The 18,958-nt window shown below is 37.1% G+C and carries 24 protein-coding genes; 10 read left to right on the forward strand and 14 right to left on the reverse strand.

The annotated features are described in order from the left end of the window. Positions 1-14: 14 nt before the first annotated feature. Both QZ276_RS05310 and QZ276_RS05315 read right to left on the reverse strand, forming a co-directional pair. Positions 15-704 (reverse strand): hypothetical protein, encoded by a 690-nt coding sequence (locus tag QZ276_RS05310; protein WP_292484177.1) that lies wholly within the window; start codon positions 702-704, stop codon positions 15-17. Positions 705-744: 40 nt separating this feature from the next. Beyond that, on the reverse strand, positions 745-2,238 hold the full coding sequence (locus tag QZ276_RS05315; RefSeq protein WP_292485948.1) for a cobyric acid synthase: 1,494 nt from the start codon (positions 2,236-2,238) through the stop codon (positions 745-747). Between the two features lie 87 nt (positions 2,239-2,325). Between QZ276_RS05315 and cbiT the strand changes: the two genes are divergently transcribed. The 7 genes from cbiT to QZ276_RS05350 are packed head-to-tail and all read left to right on the forward strand — an operon-like array spanning position 2,326 to position 6,627. Further along, positions 2,326-2,892, forward strand: a complete 567-nt coding sequence (gene cbiT / locus QZ276_RS05320) for a precorrin-6Y C5,15-methyltransferase (decarboxylating) subunit CbiT (protein WP_292485950.1) — start codon at positions 2,326-2,328, stop codon at positions 2,890-2,892. 26 nt (positions 2,893-2,918) lie between these two features. Continuing rightward, a complete protein-coding gene (locus QZ276_RS05325; RefSeq protein WP_292485951.1) occupies positions 2,919-3,551 on the forward strand; it encodes a cobalt-factor II C(20)-methyltransferase in 633 nt (210 codons plus the stop codon). Then, a complete protein-coding gene (gene cobM, locus QZ276_RS05330) occupies positions 3,544-4,275 on the forward strand; it encodes a precorrin-4 C(11)-methyltransferase (RefSeq protein WP_292485953.1) in 732 nt (243 codons plus the stop codon). The genes QZ276_RS05325 and cobM overlap by 8 nt, the downstream gene beginning before the upstream one ends. Next, the gene (locus QZ276_RS05335) at positions 4,272-4,787 is read left to right on the forward strand and encodes a cobalamin biosynthesis protein CbiG (protein ID WP_292485954.1); all 516 of its coding nucleotides are present in this window, start codon (positions 4,272-4,274) and stop codon (positions 4,785-4,787) included. Before cobM ends, QZ276_RS05335 begins: the two co-directional genes overlap by 4 nt. Beyond that, positions 4,784-5,143 (forward strand): cobalamin biosynthesis protein, encoded by a 360-nt coding sequence (locus tag QZ276_RS05340; RefSeq protein ID WP_292485955.1) that lies wholly within the window; start codon positions 4,784-4,786, stop codon positions 5,141-5,143. Before QZ276_RS05335 ends, QZ276_RS05340 begins: the two co-directional genes overlap by 4 nt. Beyond that, the gene (cobJ, locus tag QZ276_RS05345) at positions 5,112-5,906 is read left to right on the forward strand and encodes a precorrin-3B C(17)-methyltransferase (protein WP_292485956.1); all 795 of its coding nucleotides are present in this window, start codon (positions 5,112-5,114) and stop codon (positions 5,904-5,906) included. Before QZ276_RS05340 ends, cobJ begins: the two co-directional genes overlap by 32 nt. Continuing rightward, positions 5,896-6,627: a precorrin-8X methylmutase gene (locus QZ276_RS05350; RefSeq protein ID WP_292485959.1), complete on the forward strand. Its 732-nt coding sequence runs from the start codon at positions 5,896-5,898 to the stop codon at positions 6,625-6,627. Before cobJ ends, QZ276_RS05350 begins: the two co-directional genes overlap by 11 nt. Here QZ276_RS05350 and QZ276_RS05355 read toward each other — a convergent pair whose 3' ends face one another. From QZ276_RS05355 to QZ276_RS05380, 6 genes are all read right to left on the reverse strand, one after another. Continuing rightward, positions 6,628-7,296, reverse strand: coding sequence for a cytochrome c biogenesis CcdA family protein (locus QZ276_RS05355; protein WP_292485960.1), 669 nt, complete (start codon positions 7,294-7,296; stop codon positions 6,628-6,630). A 2-nt stretch (positions 7,297-7,298) separates the two neighbouring features. Further along, positions 7,299-7,793 (reverse strand): co-chaperone YbbN, encoded by a 495-nt coding sequence (locus QZ276_RS05360; RefSeq protein WP_292485962.1) that lies wholly within the window; start codon positions 7,791-7,793, stop codon positions 7,299-7,301. Positions 7,794-7,914: 121 nt separating this feature from the next. Further along, positions 7,915-8,637, reverse strand: a complete 723-nt coding sequence (locus tag QZ276_RS05365) for a 2,5-diamino-6-(ribosylamino)-4(3H)-pyrimidinone 5'-phosphate reductase (RefSeq protein WP_292485964.1) — start codon at positions 8,635-8,637, stop codon at positions 7,915-7,917. Positions 8,638-8,663: 26 nt separating this feature from the next. Next, positions 8,664-9,518: a CBS domain-containing protein gene (locus QZ276_RS05370; protein ID WP_292485966.1), complete on the reverse strand. Its 855-nt coding sequence runs from the start codon at positions 9,516-9,518 to the stop codon at positions 8,664-8,666. A 33-nt stretch (positions 9,519-9,551) separates the two neighbouring features. Next, on the reverse strand, positions 9,552-10,007 hold the full coding sequence (locus tag QZ276_RS05375) for a universal stress protein (protein WP_292485968.1): 456 nt from the start codon (positions 10,005-10,007) through the stop codon (positions 9,552-9,554). A 13-nt stretch (positions 10,008-10,020) separates the two neighbouring features. Then, positions 10,021-11,127, reverse strand: a complete 1,107-nt coding sequence (locus QZ276_RS05380; RefSeq protein ID WP_292485970.1) for an amidohydrolase family protein — start codon at positions 11,125-11,127, stop codon at positions 10,021-10,023. Positions 11,128-11,989: 862 nt separating this feature from the next. Between QZ276_RS05380 and QZ276_RS05385 the strand changes: the two genes are divergently transcribed. Beyond that, complete coding sequence (locus QZ276_RS05385; protein ID WP_292485972.1) at positions 11,990-12,304, forward strand: DUF167 domain-containing protein; 315 nt, start codon at positions 11,990-11,992, stop codon at positions 12,302-12,304. Between the two features lie 48 nt (positions 12,305-12,352). On the opposite strand, the gene QZ276_RS05390 is transcribed toward QZ276_RS05385, so the two are convergent. From QZ276_RS05390 to QZ276_RS05400, 3 genes are read right to left on the reverse strand one after another with little or no spacing between them, the layout of a single operon-like run. Further along, the gene (locus QZ276_RS05390) at positions 12,353-13,558 is read right to left on the reverse strand and encodes a class II fructose-bisphosphate aldolase (protein WP_292485973.1); all 1,206 of its coding nucleotides are present in this window, start codon (positions 13,556-13,558) and stop codon (positions 12,353-12,355) included. 49 nt (positions 13,559-13,607) lie between these two features. Beyond that, positions 13,608-14,090 carry a tRNA (N6-threonylcarbamoyladenosine(37)-N6)-methyltransferase TrmO gene (gene tsaA / locus QZ276_RS05395; protein ID WP_292485975.1) on the reverse strand — a complete coding sequence of 161 codons (483 nt, stop codon included), beginning with the start codon at positions 14,088-14,090 and terminating at the stop codon, positions 13,608-13,610. A 42-nt stretch (positions 14,091-14,132) separates the two neighbouring features. Next, complete coding sequence (locus QZ276_RS05400; protein WP_292485977.1) at positions 14,133-14,714, reverse strand: FmdE family protein; 582 nt, start codon at positions 14,712-14,714, stop codon at positions 14,133-14,135. A gap of 190 nt (positions 14,715-14,904) precedes the next feature. Here QZ276_RS05400 and QZ276_RS05405 point away from each other — a divergent pair, with 190 nt between their 5' ends. Then, positions 14,905-15,396: a toprim domain-containing protein gene (locus QZ276_RS05405; protein WP_292485980.1), complete on the forward strand. Its 492-nt coding sequence runs from the start codon at positions 14,905-14,907 to the stop codon at positions 15,394-15,396. 3 nt (positions 15,397-15,399) lie between these two features. Here QZ276_RS05405 and QZ276_RS05410 read toward each other — a convergent pair whose 3' ends face one another. The 3 genes from QZ276_RS05410 to QZ276_RS05420 form a co-directional block, all read right to left on the reverse strand. Next, positions 15,400-15,774, reverse strand: coding sequence for a DUF356 domain-containing protein (locus QZ276_RS05410; RefSeq protein ID WP_292485982.1), 375 nt, complete (start codon positions 15,772-15,774; stop codon positions 15,400-15,402). A 124-nt stretch (positions 15,775-15,898) separates the two neighbouring features. Then, complete coding sequence (gene proC / locus QZ276_RS05415) at positions 15,899-16,714, reverse strand: pyrroline-5-carboxylate reductase (RefSeq protein WP_292485984.1); 816 nt, start codon at positions 16,712-16,714, stop codon at positions 15,899-15,901. An 87-nt stretch (positions 16,715-16,801) separates the two neighbouring features. Next, on the reverse strand, positions 16,802-17,311 hold the full coding sequence (locus QZ276_RS05420; protein WP_292485986.1) for a multiprotein bridging factor aMBF1: 510 nt from the start codon (positions 17,309-17,311) through the stop codon (positions 16,802-16,804). A gap of 208 nt (positions 17,312-17,519) precedes the next feature. Here QZ276_RS05420 and QZ276_RS05425 point away from each other — a divergent pair, with 208 nt between their 5' ends. Continuing rightward, positions 17,520-18,860: a proteasome-activating nucleotidase gene (locus tag QZ276_RS05425; RefSeq protein ID WP_292485988.1), complete on the forward strand. Its 1,341-nt coding sequence runs from the start codon at positions 17,520-17,522 to the stop codon at positions 18,858-18,860. Positions 18,861-18,958 lie beyond the last annotated feature (98 nt).

Here is an 18,958-nt window from a genome sequence, read left to right on the forward strand (position 1 = left end):
TTGAAAAATGAAAATCAATCCAGGTTTTCAAGATATTTTTCTGTTATTTTGTCATGTTTTATGCCGTCAGATAACAGTTTGCTTTTGTCAATCCACATCTCTGATGGACTCTGCAACCCAGAGGGTTTATGTTGCACACGACTTATGGTATTGGATGTGATATTCTCCTGAGAACCAAGAGAATCAAACTGGTTAATATCTCTGTCCTTTAAATCATTATTTTTGGTCTCGCTATATTCTGGGTGTTCTTGGTTAACATATGGGTTTTGTTCTGTTATATTGGTGACACCATCACTATCGAGCCTCATATCAGATGCACTATGAAGCCCCTGGGCGTGGATGTCATCAAAACCGGTGACAATACCTGTAACAGGAGATTCAAGTGTTTCAAGTCCTCTACCCATAGTAAAAAGTCCGTTTAATTTGTTGCACTCACCAGTTTTATCAGTATCTTCATTTTCATTAGGATTACTATATCCAATGTTATCGTAGAGGTTGTTTTTATCTATCCACATTTCTGAAGGGCTCTGTAATCCCTGTGCTTTATGTGGTGTATATTCGATACCTGCTATCAAACCTGTAAAAGGTGATGCTATAGTATCAAGTCCATTGCCGAAATTGCAAAGGTCACTGGTATTAACGTTTTTGTACATATTTTCGTTGTTAGAATCTGTGTTATTTTTATTATCTAAATCCTCAGTCATTGTAATCCCGATTGGTTTTGTTTTATATTAATATCTTTGCTTAAACCTTACCAGAGCCTATACCCAGAATGTCGTATAATTTTTCCATGTCCAGTCCGTCAGAGACCATATCTCCCAGCATATTATAGGCTTCTTGTTGTGATATAATTTTTTGTGGCTTAAATTCCAGCCCTTTTTTCTCACAGAGGTATCTGACAAACGAGTTCCTGATGTTTTCATTTTCAAATAAACCATGCAAGTAAGTTCCAAATACAAGTCCAGTATCATCCATGCATCCATCATCTTCAAAAACAAAATTTTGTGAAGTGGTATTACCCATATGGATTTCATATCCTGATATTTTCTCTCCTTTGATAGGTTCCAGCATTGGTCCGCCACATGTTACGGTTTTTGTAGTCTGCACAGTTGTCTTTTTGTAGGCATCAAATATGGTTTCAATATCCAGTAATCCCAAACCCTCGTACTCTGCTTTTTGTTCACCTTCGACACCTGAATCATGGATTTTTGTTCCAAGCATCTGGTATCCGCCGCATATTCCAATAATTGGTATTTTTCCGTGTAGTTTTTTAATCTGGTCATACATCCCGCTTTCTCTAAGGTCTACAAAATCACTGATAGTGTTTTTAGTACCGGGTATGATAACAGCATCGGGGTTGCCAAGGTTGTCTTCTAAATCTACATAATTTACTTTGGCGAGGTTCTCCAGCGGCTCAAAATCGGTAAAGTTTGAAATCCTTGGAAGTCTTATAACTGCAATTTCTACATCATTGCTGCTATCATTGTTATTTGATTTGTCATTGATGGATACTGAATCTTCAGATGGAATTTTAATACTTGAAAACGGCAACACTCCCAGAACAGGTATACCTGTTCGTTTTTCCAGTTCCTCAAGACCTGGGTTAAGGATTTCCGGGTCACCTCTGAATTTGTTTATAATAAAACCTGATACTCTTTTGCGAACATCTTTTGGAAGGAGTTCAATAGTGCCGTAAAGACTTGCAAACACACCACCACGTTCAATATCTCCTACAAGTATAATTGGTGCATTTGTAGCCCTTGCAGTGCCTATATTGACAACATCCCTCTCATAAAGGTTGATTTCAGCAGCACCACCAGCACCTTCCATCACTATGATTTCATATTCATCACCCAATCTATCCAGAGACCCTTTTAATATTTCATGAGTATCTTCAATAGAATCGTAATATTCTCCTGCGGTTTTATCAGCATACGGTTCTCCAAGAATTATAACCTGGGATTGTCGATCACCCTTGGGTTTGAGCAGGATGGGATTCATGTCTGCAGTCGGTTCAACTCCTGCAGATTTAGCTTGTATTGCCTGTGCAATACCAATTTCTTTACCGTCCTTTGTAATCCATGAATTCAGACTCATGTTCTGGGCTTTAAAAGGTGCTACTCTATAATTTCTGGAAAATACATTGCATAACGCGGTTACTATAGCACTTTTACCTACATGTGACGCGGTTCCCAGTATAAGCAAGCTTTTTGTATCGCCATTAGTTTTTGGTTTCATTCATCACTACCTTCAAGTAATAAACTTTATGTGTAACAAGTTATATTTAGTAGATTCGAGTTTATTTAACTTTAACCAGGTGAAATATTGTCTAATTTACTGTATATCAGTGGTGGTCCAACAAAACCGGAAGTTATCTCTGTATCTTTATCCAAACTCGATTTGCATGACGGAGATACATTTGTAGATTTGGGCTGTGGTACAGGTGCTGTATCTATAGAGGCATCTAAAATGAGACAGGGACTTAAAATTTATGCAATTGATTCACGTTCTGAAGCAATTGGTACCGCAGCCCAAAATTTTGAGACGTATCAGTTACAGGATATAAACCTGATTCATGGTGAATCTTCTAAGGTTTTAACCGAGAATACAGACATTGATTCAATAGATTGTGCTTTTATAGGAGGCACAAAAAACATCAATCAGGTACTTGAAATACTTGTAGACAAGGGTGTAAAAAACCTTGTAATAAACGCAGTGCGGATGGAAACCGTTGTTAAAGCCATGCAGAAAATGCATGATATGGATATATTTGATGAAGTGCTGCATCTGTCGGTTTCACGCGGGACACCCATTGCAGGTGAAACCATGTTTAAACCTGATAATCCTGTTTATATAATAGTGGGTAAATCACAATCCAGACTAAATCAATAATAAATGAAATTCCCAGAGAGATTACAATGCTAATAGGAGTAGGATTAGGACCTGGAGACCCAGAACTTCTGACATTAAAAGCGGTAGATACCCTGAAAAAGAGTTCCAAGGTCTATGTACCAGGCAGACTTGCTGCTGAACTGGTAGAACCGTATGCAGACCCTGAAATACTTGAATTCCCCATGTTGAAGGATTACGATGTTTTAAATGATGTCTGGAAACAAAATGCAGAGATTGTTGCAGAAGATGCAAGGGACAATCTGGTATCTTTTGGGTTAATCGGCGACCCGAATTTCTTCTCAACTTTTTCCCATCTTGAACGTGTTTTGAACAAACTCTATCCAGAAGTGGAAACTGATACAATACCCGGTATAAGTTCCATCACAGCGTTTGCATCCAGAACCAGAACACCTGTTTATTCTTCTTTTGAAGTGAATGACGGTTCTGATATTGATTCAAAGGTTGTTCTGAAGGCAAAAAAACCCAGAGAAATAATGGGAGAGATGCGAAAAGAAGGGTTTAATGATTTTGCTTTTGCACAGCGTCTTTTTATGGACAATGAGGTTGTCATCAAGGATGTAGATAAAATACCCGAGAAAGGTAACTATTTTAGTATCATGTACGGTAGAAAATCCAATCAGGTGAATAATAATGAATGATAATAAGGTATATTTTGTGGGTTCAGGTCCCGGTGATGCGAAATTAATCACAGTCAAGGGCAAAGAACTCCTTGAAAATGCGGATACAGTAATATATGCAGGTTCGCTTGTAAACCCTGAAATCCTTGACTATTCAAATGGTGAAATGGTGGACAGTTACGGGATGACCCTTGATGAAATCACCTCAAAGATAGTTGATGATGTTAAATCCGATAAAATAGTAGTTCGCCTGCACAGTGGTGACCCTTCCCTTTACGGGTCGATATTGGAACAAATGGATGAACTGAAAAAACACGACATAGATGTGGAAATTATACCGGGTGTATCGTCAGTTTTTGCATCCGCATCATCGCTTAAGACCCAGATGACCTTAAACGGGGTGTCTGATAGTTTGATTATTACCCGACCAGCAGGTAAAACACTTGATGAGGATAAAATCAATGAATTATCCAAACATCATGAAACCATGGCAATTTTCCTTGGAACTCAAAAAATCGATCAGATAATGGAAAAAGTGGATTACCCTTCAGATACACCTGTGGCTGTTATATATCATGCATCATGGGATGATGAGAAAGTTATCAAAGGAACTGTATCGGATATATCACAGAAAGTAAAAGACGCGGGTATCAAAAGGTCTGCAATGATTATCATTGGTGGAGTAGTAGACCCCATCGAGTTCAGGAGGTCGTACCTATACGGAGTACCACAGGAACCGCTGTGATAACTTTCCAGAGAAATCTTGAAATTGCACAGCGTATAGCTGACCATTTAAATGCAGATGTACTTATATATGACAAAGACGTTTTTAAAAAAGCGTTTGAAGAATATAATATAATTGTAGCAGTGTTTGCAACAGGTATTGTTGTAAGAGATATTGCGCCCTTGTTAAAGGATAAATGGACTGACCCGGCTGTAGTGGTAGTGGATTCAAATCTATCATTTGCCATACCTTTGCTGGGCGGACATCATGGAGCCAATGACACAGCACGCAGGATTGCATATCTTGGGGCGGTTCCTGTAATTACTACCGCTACAGAAGTCCACCAGAAATATTCAGTGGAAGGAATTGCATCATCTATGGGATGCGACATAGTGAATAAAGACTCCACTAAGACAGTTAACTGTGCGCTACTCGAGCAGGATGTAGAAGTCCTTGAACTTAGAGGTCCCAAGATAGTAAAGGTTGATGATGATGTTTCTGTACTTAAAAAGAAAAGGCAGGATGAAAATTGACACTGGTAATTGGAATCGGAACTCGCAGGGATGTAACAACTCAGGAAGTCATTGATGCCGTATCAAAAGCATTGAATGAGTCAGGTTATAATCTGGATGATGTATCACTCATGGCATCCGCTAAAATGAAAGAAAACGAAACCGGTCTACTGGATGCTGCGAATATAATGGATATAAAAATTCAATTTATATCTCATGATATACTCAATCAATACAAATCACCTACAAAATCACAGGCAAGCCGGTTCGGGCTTGATGGAGTTGCAGAACCATCTGCAATAGCGCTTTCGGAAAAAAAGGAATTGTTGTTAAGGAAGAAAAAATATGGCAGAGTCACAATCGCAATCGGAGAATAAACATGGTAAGCTCTATGTAGTAGGGATTGGTCCGGGTTCAGTAGAACATTTAACAATACATGCCAGAGATGTAATTCAAAATTCGGACTATGTTATAGGCAACGGTACTTACCTTGACCAGATTGAAAGTTTGTTGAACGTTCAGGAAATAATACGTAGCTCTATGGGTAAAGAAGTAGACCGTGCCAGCAGGGCAGTTGAACTTGCCCAAAGTTCAGTTGTATCCATGGTAAGTGGTGGAGATGCCAATATCTACGGAATGGCAGGTCTGGTTCTTGAGGTTGCAGAAAATGCCAAACAGGATGTAGAGGTTGAAATAGTACCTGGTGTAACTGCCATAACAGCATCTGCAAGTATTCTGGGTTCGCCGATTGTAAATGATTTTGCTGTTATAAGTCTTAGTGATTTGCTCACTCCATGGGACATGATAGAAAAACGTCTTGATTCAGTAGCATCCACAGATTTTGTTATATCTTTATATAATCCCAAGAGCAGAAAACGGAACTCTAATTTTTCACGAGCCATAGAAATCATCAAGCAATATAGAGATGGTTCTGTACCTGTGGGACTTGTAAAAAATGCACTTCGTGATGAAAAACAGGATTATATTGTAACAACACTTGATAATGTATTGGATTATGAAGACTGGGTGGATATGCGTACCACCGTACTTGTTGGCAACAGTGAATCACGTATCTGGAGCCAAAGCGGTTCAGATAGAATTATAACCCCAAGGGGGTATCACAGAAAATATGAATACTAAAAATAAAAATCCACAAGATGATTCAGGGGACGACAGTCTGGATGAATTTGTGGAATTCACTACCGATATTGACCCTGAACTTGTAGAAATCTGTAATGATAGTGGTGCACAAACTAAAGAAGCAAAAGCTATCTACATGACAAGCCGCAATATTGCACGTAAAATAGTTGGAGATGAAATACCTGAAGACCGAGTACGTCAAAGATGTGTAATATCCACTGGAGACCCTTCAGTTGCAGAAATCATGAAATTTGAAGGCGACCCTATTAACTCAGGAGTTGATGCCATTAAAAAAGGCTCTCCTATATTTGTAGATATCAGGATGGTTAAGGCAGGCATCACTACAAAAGGACACAACTGTGATGTGATATGTGTTCTTGATAGGGATGAAGATGCAGAAATTGCTCATAAATATGGTATTACAAGGACTGCAGCAGGTTTTCTAAAATGTAAAGATGAACTTGATGGGGCTATAATAGCAATCGGGAATGCACCTTCTGCCGCGATAACAGTTTGCCGACTAATAGAACATGGTGTACGTCCTGCACTTGTAGTGGGTACACCTGTAGGATTTGTAAATTCAGCCGAATCAAAGGAAATGGTTCGGAATATGGATGTACCATCAATTACCTGTGAAGGTACAAGAGGTGGAACTCCAATTGCAGTAGCGTGTGTTAATGAACTGGTTTCGATTTCACGCGAAAAACAAGAATGTGAATAATCACAGCATATAGGTTGTAATATGACTGGTGTAAATCATCCAGATTCCGATTGATATCAGCACTATTCCAGCTGTTTTTTTCACATGAATTCCATATTTTGAAATTTTACCAAGTTTTGATGTTGTTATGTTTGCAGAGTAGGCTATTATCAGCATCGGAACTGCAAATCCCATCGAATATATTAAAAGTAAAAATCCTCCCTGAATGATATTGCTACCTACAGCAACCATAGTGAGAATTGCTCCTAGTATAGGTCCTACACATGGAATCCATATAATCCCAAGAGATATGCCCAGAACCAATCCACCCAATAATCCGTTATCGTTTAAACGTTTACTGGAGAATTTATCCAGTAATGCATTATTGAATATGTTCAATTCAAGCAACATCACCAGTCCAAGTCCTATAATGACTATTTCAGCAACAAGGTAAATATAATCTCTGTATGCCTGAAAACCAGCACTGAATGCCGATGTTATTATTCCCATTAAGGTAAAGGATATCGATAATCCCAGTATAATGGCAATTGGTCTGTATTTTCCACTGTTACTGGAATATGCAAGTATTGCAGGTAATAAAGGAAGAACACACGGTGAAATGATACTGGCAATCCCTGCAACAAACGCTGCAGCAGGACCGGCTGTTGAGGCAGATGTTATAAAATCCATATTTAACCGGTTCTGTTTTCAATTGCATATTCAAGTGTTTTTACAAGTCTTTGTTTTTGAGTGACACCTAAAAATCTGGCTTTTTCGCGCTGGATGGTTGTATCACCGTTTTCTGTCATGTATACATATTCTCCACCGCTATTGATATCAACAACGACAACAGAATCAGGTATTGAATGGATATTGAATCTTTTGGCAATATCTGGTGTCATATCCACATTTACGTACATTACCTCTGCTTTTTCCTTGTATTCATTTGCGATTTCTTCAATGATGGGTCTTTGTCTGTCACATGCAGAGCACCATTCTGCACCGAATTCAATCAAAACTGAATTGTTTTCAATTGTTTTGTTTATCTGCTGGATGCTGGTAACTCTATCTGAACCGCCGGATGAGTAATCATTATTGTTATTATCAGCACCATTATCACTTTCAATACAACCTATTGTAGATAGTATAAATATTGATAAAATTGTGAATAATACGAGTTTTTTCATATACCCACCACCACTAAGTTTGTGATTTTTATTTGATTTATTATTTTGTAGGTTTAAATTTTTTGTGCGTATTTGGCAAAACCGAACAAAATTTTTGTCTATATGAAACTTAATTTAAAAATTAAAAGCATTCAGATTTTTCACTGTTTTTGACTTGCCATCTAACCAATAAACCTTCATCCATCTGCTCAAAATCTACAAGTTTTAATTTAAGCATATCTATTTCTGGAAATCCTGAACCATCAACAAGGCTTGGTGCGGTAGACCCACCTATAATGAGATTGCCAATAAAAGCATGGATTTCATCTACAAGTTTCAGGGATAAAAGGCTCCAGTTTAAGTTGGATCCCCCTTCAACCATCAGTTTTTCAATCCCCATATCTTTTAATTTTTCAACCAGTATTTTAAGGTCAACTTTATCATTACCGGCAACAATAACCTCTGCTTTTTTTTCCAGTGTTTTTATCTTCTCCTCTGGTGCACATTTTGAGACAGCAATTACTCGTTTTCCTTCGCCTTTTTTAATAATATCAGCATCTATAGGTGTCCTTCCATTGCTGTCTACAACTATACGTGCAGGGTTTTCATCAAAACCATTATCCTTTCGGTATTTTTTTCGATTTTCGGATTTTATGGTAAGGCTTGGGTCATCAGCAAGTACCGTTCCGATACCTACCATTACTGCATCAGAGTCCTTTTTAAGCTCATCAACGCGTTCAAAGTCACTGTCTCCTGATATCTTGACCTGCTTGCGTTCTTTTGTGGATATTTTTCCGTCTGCCGATACAGCAGCATTTAGAAAAATAAAGGGTCTATTACAGGTATTGGTTCGTTTTTCATTCATAAGTTGTCAACGACTAAATTCAATGGTCAGTGTTCCAGTAACGCTTTTAACAGATCGCGGTCTCTGAGAAGTCCTAGTAAGTCACCATTACCATTGATAACAGGTATCTGATCGATGTCATGGCGTTTCATGGACAGTGCACATTCACTTACCCCTGACATGGGAGTGGCTGTGATTAAATCAGTAACCATTATCTCGCTGGTGGCTACATTTGGTGCTTTTATTCTTGAAACACTATAGTAGATACTCATAGTATCTCTTATTGATTCCCATGTCCATTCATCTTCATCTTCTGCAGTTGCTGACATGTCCGATACTTCTACTGAATCCTCAATAATACTGGCGCTTATAATATCTCTATCAGAAATCAATCCCACAAAACCGAGACTTTTGTCCAGTACTGGAGATACATTCATATTTGAAAATTCCATGATTTTTGCCACAATAGGCAGCGGAGTTTCATCCCATACAGGAACAAGTCCGTCATTAAGATACATATCAATCTGGTCAGTTATATTAAGGTCAGCCATGCTTCCAACCACATCTGCAATGGTTACAAGTCCTACAAGCTGTTCTTCATCTACAACAGGCAACCTGCGAACGTTGTGGTCAAGGAGTAGTCTTGCAGCTACTGTTATATCAACGTCAGATGAAATAGTAACAGGGTCTCTTGTCATAAGAAGAGCAAGCTGTTCCTCTTCAGGATATTTGAGCAAATTATTGCGACTGACAATCCCCACTACTTTATTTTCTTTGATAACAGGTACCCCGGAAACCTGTTTATCTTTTAATATTTCAAGAACTTCTTCCCGTGAACCGGGAATTGTTGCATATGCAACATCTTTAATCATTATGTCTCTTATTTTGGTATTTTTTGGCATCGTTTCCTCGAAACCTCCGTTTTATTTAATTATTTATTCCTTCTTTTCTTCTCCTCTTACTACCAGCACAGGTGCAGGAGAATTACGTATAACTTTTTCTGCAACACTACCAAGCAAAAATTTATCCAGACCGCTTTTACCTAAAGTTCCCATTACTATAACATCTATATCATTGTTATTGGCAAAATCGATTATTTCATGACTTGGATGGCCTTCAAGGATAGTAGGTTCACATTCAAGTCCGGCTTCTTCCGCCAATTTTACTACTTGATCGGTTGCTTCTCTACCTTCCTTTTTTATAAGATCATACATCATTTCCCAGCCTGAATCCATAGGGATAGATGAAAATGCAGCAGTATCAACTACATAGACAGGGTAAACCTTTGCATTGCTGATTTTTGCAAGGTCAACTCCGTATTCAATCGCTTTTTGATTTTGTTCTGAACCATCGGTAGCAATCAATATTTTTTTGTATAAATCACTATTCATATTTTGTTCTCCTTTATGCACGGATTATTGATAGTATATCGTCAGGTCTCCCACGTCTGACAATTCCGCTAACCGGATTGTTGATGTTTGATAGATTATTGGATTTGCCGTTAAGTACCATGAGACTTGCAAGGTTTCCTTCCTGTATTGAACCGGTTTTTTCAAGTCCCAAAGCTGTTGCACCCTTAAGAGTGCACATTTTAAATACTTGTCTGTCTTCTATTCCAAACAATTTTGATAACGTTTCCATTTCTGCAAACATGTTTACAGAATTTAGCATGACATTATCAGTACCTATAGCCACATTAATCTCCTCTTCAAGCATATCTGCAACAGGCGGCATACCAACACCGGTTGTAAAATTAGAACGAGGACAAGCAACTACTGGTATGTTTTCATCGGATACATCCTTAAGGTCCTGACGGTTTGCATGGGTTAAGTGTACCATTAAATCAGGTTTAAGGGACAATGCCTCTGATATATCAGAACGCTGTTTTTCACCAGCATGAATAGCAAAAAGCCCTTTGTTTTTTCTGGTATAATCGCTAATTTTTTCCAATAACTTCATGTCCATATCATTAACACCGCTGATTCCCAGTCCTTTAGTGTTTTTTAGTATTCTGTCTATTTCAGATATGGCGTTACTTTCAGGACCTTCGGTATCTGTGGGTCTCCCAAGAATAATGTTGTCAATGTTTGTATCATCAATGGCTTCTTTTAATGCCTGTATTCCTGTCACACCGCTTTCTCTAAAATCTGCGAATGCACCTGTACCAGTGTTAATCATATCTTTTATACTTGACTTCATACTCTCCACGAGTTTGTTGTATGAAGTCCTGTGTAAAATTTGATGTTTGAGACCATCGGGTGGTTTTACCAGTAAATCAAGATCTCGTTCAAGTCTATATCCTCTGTATCTCCCTAGAGGTGGGTCTTTGAATACAGAATCTCCGATATGTGTATGAGCGTTTACAAAACAAGGAGCGATAATATTGTCTGTTTCGCGTTTTTCTTCCCCTATTTCTTTTATAACCCCCTCTTTGATACAGATATAGCCATCAATTAGCTCAAGTTCATCACCAGCCAGAATGGTGCCAGATATTACCTGTTCTCCTGACATGAAATCATATATGAGTAGTTATAATAATTAATATAGTTAATTGTTAGAACAAGTTCAACATAAATTCTAATGTTAAAAATCGGGAACCTAACCACATCTTAGTGTTCTGGGTTCACTTATTCCAGAGGAAAAAGGGTTAGAACTGATAAATCTAAAAAAATTCTGTCGACATTGATTTTATATACATGTTAATATAATCTATACTGTAGGTGTTGCGGGACAATAAAAATAGCACCAAATCCTGAGAAAGACGTAGAGGGGGTTGTTGGCTAGTGGGGTCTAATTGTCCCGCAACTGACTCTTATTATTCTATTTTTATTATAAAATCTTTTTGTGTTTATTAAAATAGTTTTTACATTTTTGGTATTTTTATTAACAGAAATGGATATGATTATACATAATATTGAAGTTACTGATTATAGCCCGAGCTTTTAGAGTCTGCTTGCTTTGGTTAAAACAATCTTTTCTGGATATTATGAGCTTTAAATTTCCTCATAATGCGGTCATAATCTTTATCGTTATCGACAAATATAATGTCACCTCTTTGGTTTATATGTCCGGGACAGGTTCTCAAACATTATGCAATCTTCGATGGAATTTACTTCTAACGTTAAGTTTATATTTTTCTACACAATAATAGTAATCGCGTATTGTAAAGTTCCTTGCATGAGATTAGGGCTTTAAACAAGCCTTTCTGTGAGTGTACAGATAACCCCAATACGCGACAATATGATAATGCGACAATGCCCGTCACGAGGGGTAACTGGAATTGACAGCGGAAAATCCAGAGGATGATATTCCGGAGTTAGTGCGTCGGGTTACAGCATTATCATAAAATCTCACAATTTTTTCTGGTGTGGATATGTCACTTGAAGATGCTGTAAGAGAATCAGATAATTTGGTTGTTATTGATATATCTGTGACTCCCAATTCTAAAACTATTAGTGTACCTGATAATTACAATCAGTGGCGAAACCGCATAGAAGTAAAACTTACCCAGAAGGCAGAGAGTGGGAAAGCTAATAATCAGTTAATTGAAAACTTTTCAGAATTTTTCGGGGTTAATAAATCGAATATAAAAATTACCAGTGGCGAAAAAAGCAGTCAGAAATCGGTTAGTATCAAAGGATTAAGTTATGATAATGCTGTATCAATACTTAAATCAGGGGTTAAATGATATATTGTAAAAATAAATTCCAGCTAAAAACTGGAATTATTTCTGTATTTATTCTATGCCATCTCTGACAATATTGGCTGTTCTTTCAGCATTGAAAGCTTTCAGGAAATAGAGCGTTTCGGCATAAGCCATTGCATCGATTGCTCGTCTTGTATCCTCGTTTACAGAATATATTCTGTCAAAGAATTGTTTGATTGCGAATTTGCTATATTTGCCAAATATTTCGCTGTCTGTTTTTTCCGGTGATTTTTGTTTGTAGTTTTCTACTGTCCAGTTCCAGATATCGTTATATAGTTCGGGTTCAAAAAGTTTGAAAGCATCCCATACAAGGTTCATGTAGAAAGTACCCACATTTCCTTTTATTATCTCTCCATGTGGGAAATGGTCATGTATAAGTTCACGTGGTGTACCAGTAATCCCGTGTTGTGCTATTCTAACTTTTAGGTTATTCTCTTTTAAAGCCTGTGCCACTTTTATGGTCTGGGGTATGTCGATTGATACCTGTTCTATGAGTTTGCCCTGTGAATCATAGGTGTTTCCATGAGCACTTCCGTTTGCTATCGCCAGTACTTGTGGATAAACTCCATTTTCATTTAGTGCTTTGATAAATGTAACAGCTTCTTCCGGTTTGGTTAGCACTCTTCCATGCTCGTCTTCCCTTCCAATTTCTCCTACTTCTACTTCAAGCCCGTATTCTCTGTCAACCATCTTTTCTTCTATAAATTTTGCAATCTCAGTTGTTGCATCTATATTATCTTTCAATTCTTCACGAAGGTCTCCACCTTGGAAATTGAAAAGGTGTGATGCGTCAATAGCAAAAGATGTGTATCCTGCATCTATCTGGGCTTTTACTAATTCTTTTGTTTTTTCTATGTCTTCTCTATCACCTTTTTTGATACCAATATGGTCGGCATGTAATGCCCATATATCGTACCCTACATCTTTTGCTGCCTGATAACACTGTTCTGAAAAATCAGAAGGATATAACCCTGTATATCCATTTTCAAGGTTGCATTCAGACCTTGCAAGCTCCAGTATTATGGGAGCATCCGCATCCTTGGCTGCGCGCAAGATTCCTCTTGTAACCAGACCTATTCTGGGGTTTGCAGCCATAACAATTGTTTTCTGATTCTGTAAAATATTGAATATGTATTTACTGGGTTTTGGGTCATATTCACTTTCAAGCATTTGATTGCAATAATTTCTGAATTGTTCAGAGATTTCGCATATCGGTTCAAAATCTTCGTCTGTCATAATTTACCTCGTATGAATATAGTGTAAATTTGATTTTTTACTTTATTAATTATTCTGTAAATCTGCTATCGGATTTTTTTGTTTTAACTTTATGTATATTGTTTTCCAGCCAACCGATTTTAATATCTTTTTTATCATCTACAATCATATCTGGTACATAGGGCTTGATATCCAAAAGAGGTGTACCATCGACAATATCGGCATCTTTAATATGTACAATGTTTTTATCAACATCTACAACACGAACTACAGAAATTCCTATGGGATTAGGTCGTTTTGGAGCTCTTGTTGCGAATAACCCATGTTTTTTGGAGTCCATGAATGGCTTAACAGATAGAGAATAGTCATCGGACAAATGGAAATGATATATAAGATATATATGTGAAAATCCTTCGAGGTCTTCTAATCCTTTTTCATATTCGGGATAAATTTCTATATAACCATTTATCCCTCTGGCACCTGCTGGTTGTATGGGGCTCTCCTCACGTTTTTTTAAATCTGTATGAATCACTCCTATTGGTTCATATTTCATTTGGTTCGTCTCCTATATTTCAGTAGGATTTAATTTAGAATATCAACATAATTCCTCATAACATGGTATACAAACACATTTTTCATTGATGGTTTTTGTTCTGGATGACATAACTCCTTCCCTGCATTCATCACATATGACTGTTTCAAATATCTGTGCTTTCTGTGGAGCTTTAGCTGATACATTTTCGAAGTGGAAAAGTTCATTTTCTGGAGCTTCCAGTATGTTAACGGTTTTTTGTTCATGGATTTTTCTAAATTCTCTGATTTCTTCTTCAGTTGCTCTCTTGTTTTGTATTTTTTTAAAAATTTCAAGATGACGTTCGCTGGCGGGTTCATTATGGGGTTTGAGTGAAATCCTTATACCTTTTTCATCTTCTCTTTTTATGAATGTGTACACATGTTTCCCATAATCTTTGAATACAAAATTCCCTTTACCAAATGTACATCCTGTAAGCGCCTGTATTGCATCTACTGCACATGAATTGTTTTCCACTATGGCAACTAGTTCTTCATCTTCTGATCGGTTTTTGAATTTATCAAGGGCTATTTGGGCTACTCTATATCCAATTGCAAGTCCTGGACATTGATGACCGTGAAATTCTACTGCTTTTTCAAAACTCATATAAAAACTCCTTTTCTTATTTTTAATTTAATAATAAAATACTAAGTGTTACGATTTTTAATATTGTTGTGAACTAAATATTAATAATATTTTTCTGAAACATTTAAAAACTATGGAATCTATAATCACAAGTATATACATTTATTCAATTTTCAAGTATTCTATATAAATTGGCTAACAAACGATTGATATGCACAATCAAAACAACCTTAAAAACTCCATTTTTGAATACAGAAAACATCTGGAGCAAATTGAACAAATTCTTGATGAACTTTTTCAGCATTCGGAAGAAGGAGATATTTTAGTAGTAGAAGGCAAACGTGATATACGTTCACTGAAAAAACTCGGGATTGATGGTGATATTGAAACAGTATCCAACAAATCACTACTGGACTTTTCGGAAAATGTCGCTTATACTGGAAAAAGCGTAGTGATATTAACCGATTGGGATCGCAGGGGTGAAATTGTTGCGTCCAAATTATCAGAATACCTGCAAACGATGGATGCTGATTATGATATAGAGGTACGTGAACAACTTAAATCACTGGTAAAAAAAGAAATAAAGGATATTGAAAGCCTGTATACATATGTGGTTAAATTAAGGAGTATAGCGGGCAGTACATCAGATTTTGCAGACATTGCAGATGAATTTGAATATTATTATCACCGTTCATATCGATGATAATCACATGTTCATAGGTTTAGATTCGCGTTTGTTATTAAAACCTCTGTCAAAAACTGGATAATTTTTGGACTTGTTTATCAGTTCATTATATGCTTCATGTCTGGGACTGACAATAACAATATGTGCTGGTGGATGTATTTTCTTTAGTCTACTGATTACTGCTCCAGCATTGTCATCTAACTCTACAAGTGCAGCAGATTTGCACCTGGCTTTTAGGGGGACTCTTAAAACACTTACAAGGAGGTGGTCTGCATAATCTGGTTCTATCTGTTTGGGTTTAGCCTGGAACTGGAATTTGCCATATTGTTCCAGATCATGAAGGGCGATTTTTACCTTGTCTGTGTTGTCCCCTCTTATTACTGCAAATGATTTCATTTTCCCCACTTCCAAAATAAAAATATCTCATACATGTTTTATTATTATCTTATAATATGTTTTCACTATAATAATCTTTGCCCTGAATTTATATGTTATTTGCTATCAGGTAAAAAATGTACAATCATTTACCCAGTTCTCTTGAACGTCTGGATGATTCTATAACTGCATCCATGAACGCAGATCTTATGCCATGTTCTTCGAGTTCATGAACTCCTCTTATAGTAGTACCTCCTGGAGAGGTGACCATATCTTTTAGTTCTGCAGGATGAGAATCGGTTTCAAGAACCAACTTGGCAGCACCAAGTACTGTTTGGGCTGCAAACGTCAATGCGTTTTTCCGGTCAAGTCCTTCATATACGGCACCATCTGCCATTGCTTCAATAACAGGGAATATATATGCAGGTCCGCTTCCAGATACACCTGTAAAAGCATCCATCAGGTCTTCAGATACAACACGTGCAGTTCCGACAGTTTTGAAAATTTCAAGGGCGTTTTCAACATCTTCATTTGTTGTATTTTCTCCGGGACATATGGCAGAAGAAGATTCGCCAACAGTTGCAGCAATATTTGGCATGACCCTTATTAATTTAGAACCAGAATCCAGTTCATCCTCAATTTCTGATATAGGGACACCAGCAGCAATCGATATAACCAGTTTATCTTCAGTCATTTCATCTTTAAACCCTGCAATCACTTTTCTTATTACCTGAGGTTTTACAGCAAGGATGATTATGTCAGAATTTATGACTGTTTGTTTATTATCATTGGATACATTAATCCCCAATTCATTCTGTAAATTTTCAAGTGACTGGTTGTATACGTCACTTGCATAAACATTACTGCTGTCAACGATATTTGATTTCAGGATTCCGCGAATGAGGGAACTCCCCATTTTTCCTGTACCTATTAATCCTATGTTTTTATTTTCTAGTCCCATATCAATACCTTTTAAAATTTGAAGCAAAAAATTTGTTAAAAATAATTGAGAGGTAAACAATCTGATAAACTTTTTGAAAACCTGTAATCACTCACGTTTTATTTTTACAATGTCTCCAAGTGTGGTATTTTTGGATTTATTATCTTCGCCAGTATCGACATCTTCAACCTTTTCAGTAAGCTGTATATTGAGAGCATGTTCAAGCTTTTTGCGTACAGAATCTTCAGGAGTGATATCCCCACGTTCTATCTTTTTGATAAGTGATTCTTTTTCTTTTATTTTGGCAGCCAATTCTTCCTGTGTCCATTCAAGACGTTCTCTTATGTCTCTTATAATCTGGTCATAATCTTCTACCAGATCATATGTTGGACCTTCAAACTTGGTTTTTTTAGGAGCTGGTTTTTTCTCGGTTTTTTTGGCAGCCGATTTTTTACCGGTTTCTGTTTGTTGTTTTGTTTGTGTTCTGGTATCAACGCTTGTGCCATACTGTGCACATGTTGAACAAACTTCAAGTTCGCTTCCTTCAATATTTACTTTAGTAGGTTTGCCTTTGATTTCTGTACCACATATTTCGCATTGTACTTGTGTTGTTTGCATTTCGTATCAACTCTACAAACGTTCTCAAAATCCACTAAAAAGGGTATATTACGTATATACTTAAATAATAATCGGAGCTTAATGTGAAATTTTCTACCGAGTAATATAAATATGTCCCCTCGTAATAACATAATTCATCATGAATATTTGTTAGAAACCATTCGAAAGGGATATATATCGTCTAATCTTATATAATAAATAGAGCTTTATGAGCGAGACTACTAATGAAGACATAGATGAAAATAAATACGAAATTACTGAAGAAAATATGAATGAGAATAATTACAAGTACAATATCAACAAAGACAAATTTGATGAAAACGAAAATTCTTATGAATATTTGGCTGATAGCGAGGGGGACTTTTCCAAATATCTACTGGATCGCATGAAACAACTTGAGCATCGAAACAGTCGTCTCAATGAGCAGTACAATCAAATTGAGTCTGAAAAACGTTATGTTGAAAATCAAAAGCTCAAATACGAACGTGAAGTTCGCAAATTACAGGCTGAAATTGACCGGTTAAAATCATCCCCATTAATTATTGGAACAGTAATGGATGTACTTGATAACGGTAAACTGATGGTAAGAAGCAGCACCGGTCCGCAGTTTATGGTCAGTATGTCCAAATACCTGGAAGATGAAGAAATAGAACCAGGAACAACAGTAGCACTTAACCAGCAGACATTTGCTGTTGTTGATGTAGTCCAGTCCACAGAAGAACCAATGGTATCTGCTATGGAAGTTATTGATTCCCAGCAAGTGGATTATGACCAGATAGGTGGACTGGATGAACAGATAAAAGAAATAATTGAATCTGTAGAATATCCACTTACAAAACCAGAATCCTTTGCAAGAATAGGAATATCTGCTCCGAAAGGGATTTTGCTTGCAGGACCACCAGGTACTGGTAAAACCCTGCTTGCAAAGGCTGTTGCTCACAGAACCGATGCAAGTTTTATCAGAGTGGTAGGTTCTGAACTTGTCCAGAAATATATCGGTGAAGGTGCAAAACTTGTACGAGAAGTTTTTGAAATGGCACGCAAAAAAGCACCGAGTATAGTATTCATCGATGAACTTGATGCTATAGCTGCAAAACGTTTGAACGATACCAATGGAGCGGATAGGGAAGTTCAGAGGACATTGATGCAGCTTCTGGCAGAAATGGACGGATTCGATGAAAGAGGAGATGTCCGAATTATCGCAGCTACCAACAGGTCTGACGTCCTTGATCCGGCAATACTTAGACCCGGTAGATTCGACCGGGTGATAACAGTACCGATGCCAGATGTTGAATCCAGAGAAAACATATTGCAGATACATACCAGAAACATGGCTGTTTCTGATAACATAGATTTCAAAAAGCTTGCAAATCTTACTGAAGGAGCAAGTGGTGCAGACCTGAGTGCTATAGCAATGGAAGCTGGAATGCTTGCTGTACGTAATGATAAGGAATCCGTAGAAACGGATGATTTCTTGAAAGCTGTAGACAAAGTTATGAATTCTGGAAATGAATCTGTTGAAATACAGCCAGAGGGAATGTTTGGCTAAATATTAACCTCTGGTTATTTTTCTAATCTTTTTTTTACTTCATCAATAAATTAGACTATGGTATAAACTGAAATTAACTATTTATACGATTCTGTATT

Source organism: Methanohalobium sp. (assembly GCF_018609725.1).
Classification (GTDB): Archaea; Halobacteriota; Methanosarcinia; order Methanosarcinales; family Methanosarcinaceae; genus Methanohalobium.

Excerpts from the sequence above, each read along its gene's own strand:
- QZ276_RS05310 (WP_292484177.1), bottom strand. The coding sequence starts at position 704 with ATGACTGAGGATTTAGATAATAAAAATAACACAGATTCTAACAACGAA.
- QZ276_RS05315 (WP_292485948.1), bottom strand. The coding sequence starts at position 2,238 with ATGAAACCAAAAACTAATGGCGATACAAAAAGCTTGCTTATACTGGGA.
- QZ276_RS05325 (WP_292485951.1), top strand. The coding sequence starts at position 2,919 with ATGCTAATAGGAGTAGGATTAGGACCTGGAGACCCAGAACTTCTGACA.
- cobM (WP_292485953.1), top strand. The coding sequence starts at position 3,544 with ATGAATGATAATAAGGTATATTTTGTGGGTTCAGGTCCCGGTGATGCG.
- cobJ (WP_292485956.1), top strand. The coding sequence starts at position 5,112 with ATGGCAGAGTCACAATCGCAATCGGAGAATAAACATGGTAAGCTCTAT.
- QZ276_RS05350 (WP_292485959.1), top strand. The coding sequence starts at position 5,896 with ATGAATACTAAAAATAAAAATCCACAAGATGATTCAGGGGACGACAGT.
- QZ276_RS05355 (WP_292485960.1), bottom strand. The coding sequence starts at position 7,296 with ATGGATTTTATAACATCTGCCTCAACAGCCGGTCCTGCTGCAGCGTTT.
- QZ276_RS05360 (WP_292485962.1), bottom strand. The coding sequence starts at position 7,793 with ATGAAAAAACTCGTATTATTCACAATTTTATCAATATTTATACTATCT.
- QZ276_RS05365 (WP_292485964.1), bottom strand. The coding sequence starts at position 8,637 with ATGAATGAAAAACGAACCAATACCTGTAATAGACCCTTTATTTTTCTA.
- QZ276_RS05370 (WP_292485966.1), bottom strand. The coding sequence starts at position 9,518 with ATGCCAAAAAATACCAAAATAAGAGACATAATGATTAAAGATGTTGCA.
- QZ276_RS05375 (WP_292485968.1), bottom strand. The coding sequence starts at position 10,007 with ATGAATAGTGATTTATACAAAAAAATATTGATTGCTACCGATGGTTCA.
- QZ276_RS05380 (WP_292485970.1), bottom strand. The coding sequence starts at position 11,127 with ATGTCAGGAGAACAGGTAATATCTGGCACCATTCTGGCTGGTGATGAA.
- QZ276_RS05385 (WP_292485972.1), top strand. The coding sequence starts at position 11,990 with ATGTCACTTGAAGATGCTGTAAGAGAATCAGATAATTTGGTTGTTATT.
- QZ276_RS05390 (WP_292485973.1), bottom strand. The coding sequence starts at position 13,558 with ATGACAGACGAAGATTTTGAACCGATATGCGAAATCTCTGAACAATTC.
- tsaA (WP_292485975.1), bottom strand. The coding sequence starts at position 14,090 with ATGAAATATGAACCAATAGGAGTGATTCATACAGATTTAAAAAAACGT.
- QZ276_RS05400 (WP_292485977.1), bottom strand. The coding sequence starts at position 14,714 with ATGAGTTTTGAAAAAGCAGTAGAATTTCACGGTCATCAATGTCCAGGA.
- QZ276_RS05405 (WP_292485980.1), top strand. The coding sequence starts at position 14,905 with ATGCACAATCAAAACAACCTTAAAAACTCCATTTTTGAATACAGAAAA.
- QZ276_RS05410 (WP_292485982.1), bottom strand. The coding sequence starts at position 15,774 with ATGAAATCATTTGCAGTAATAAGAGGGGACAACACAGACAAGGTAAAA.
- proC (WP_292485984.1), bottom strand. The coding sequence starts at position 16,714 with ATGGGACTAGAAAATAAAAACATAGGATTAATAGGTACAGGAAAAATG.
- QZ276_RS05420 (WP_292485986.1), bottom strand. The coding sequence starts at position 17,311 with ATGCAAACAACACAAGTACAATGCGAAATATGTGGTACAGAAATCAAA.
- QZ276_RS05425 (WP_292485988.1), top strand. The coding sequence starts at position 17,520 with ATGAGCGAGACTACTAATGAAGACATAGATGAAAATAAATACGAAATT.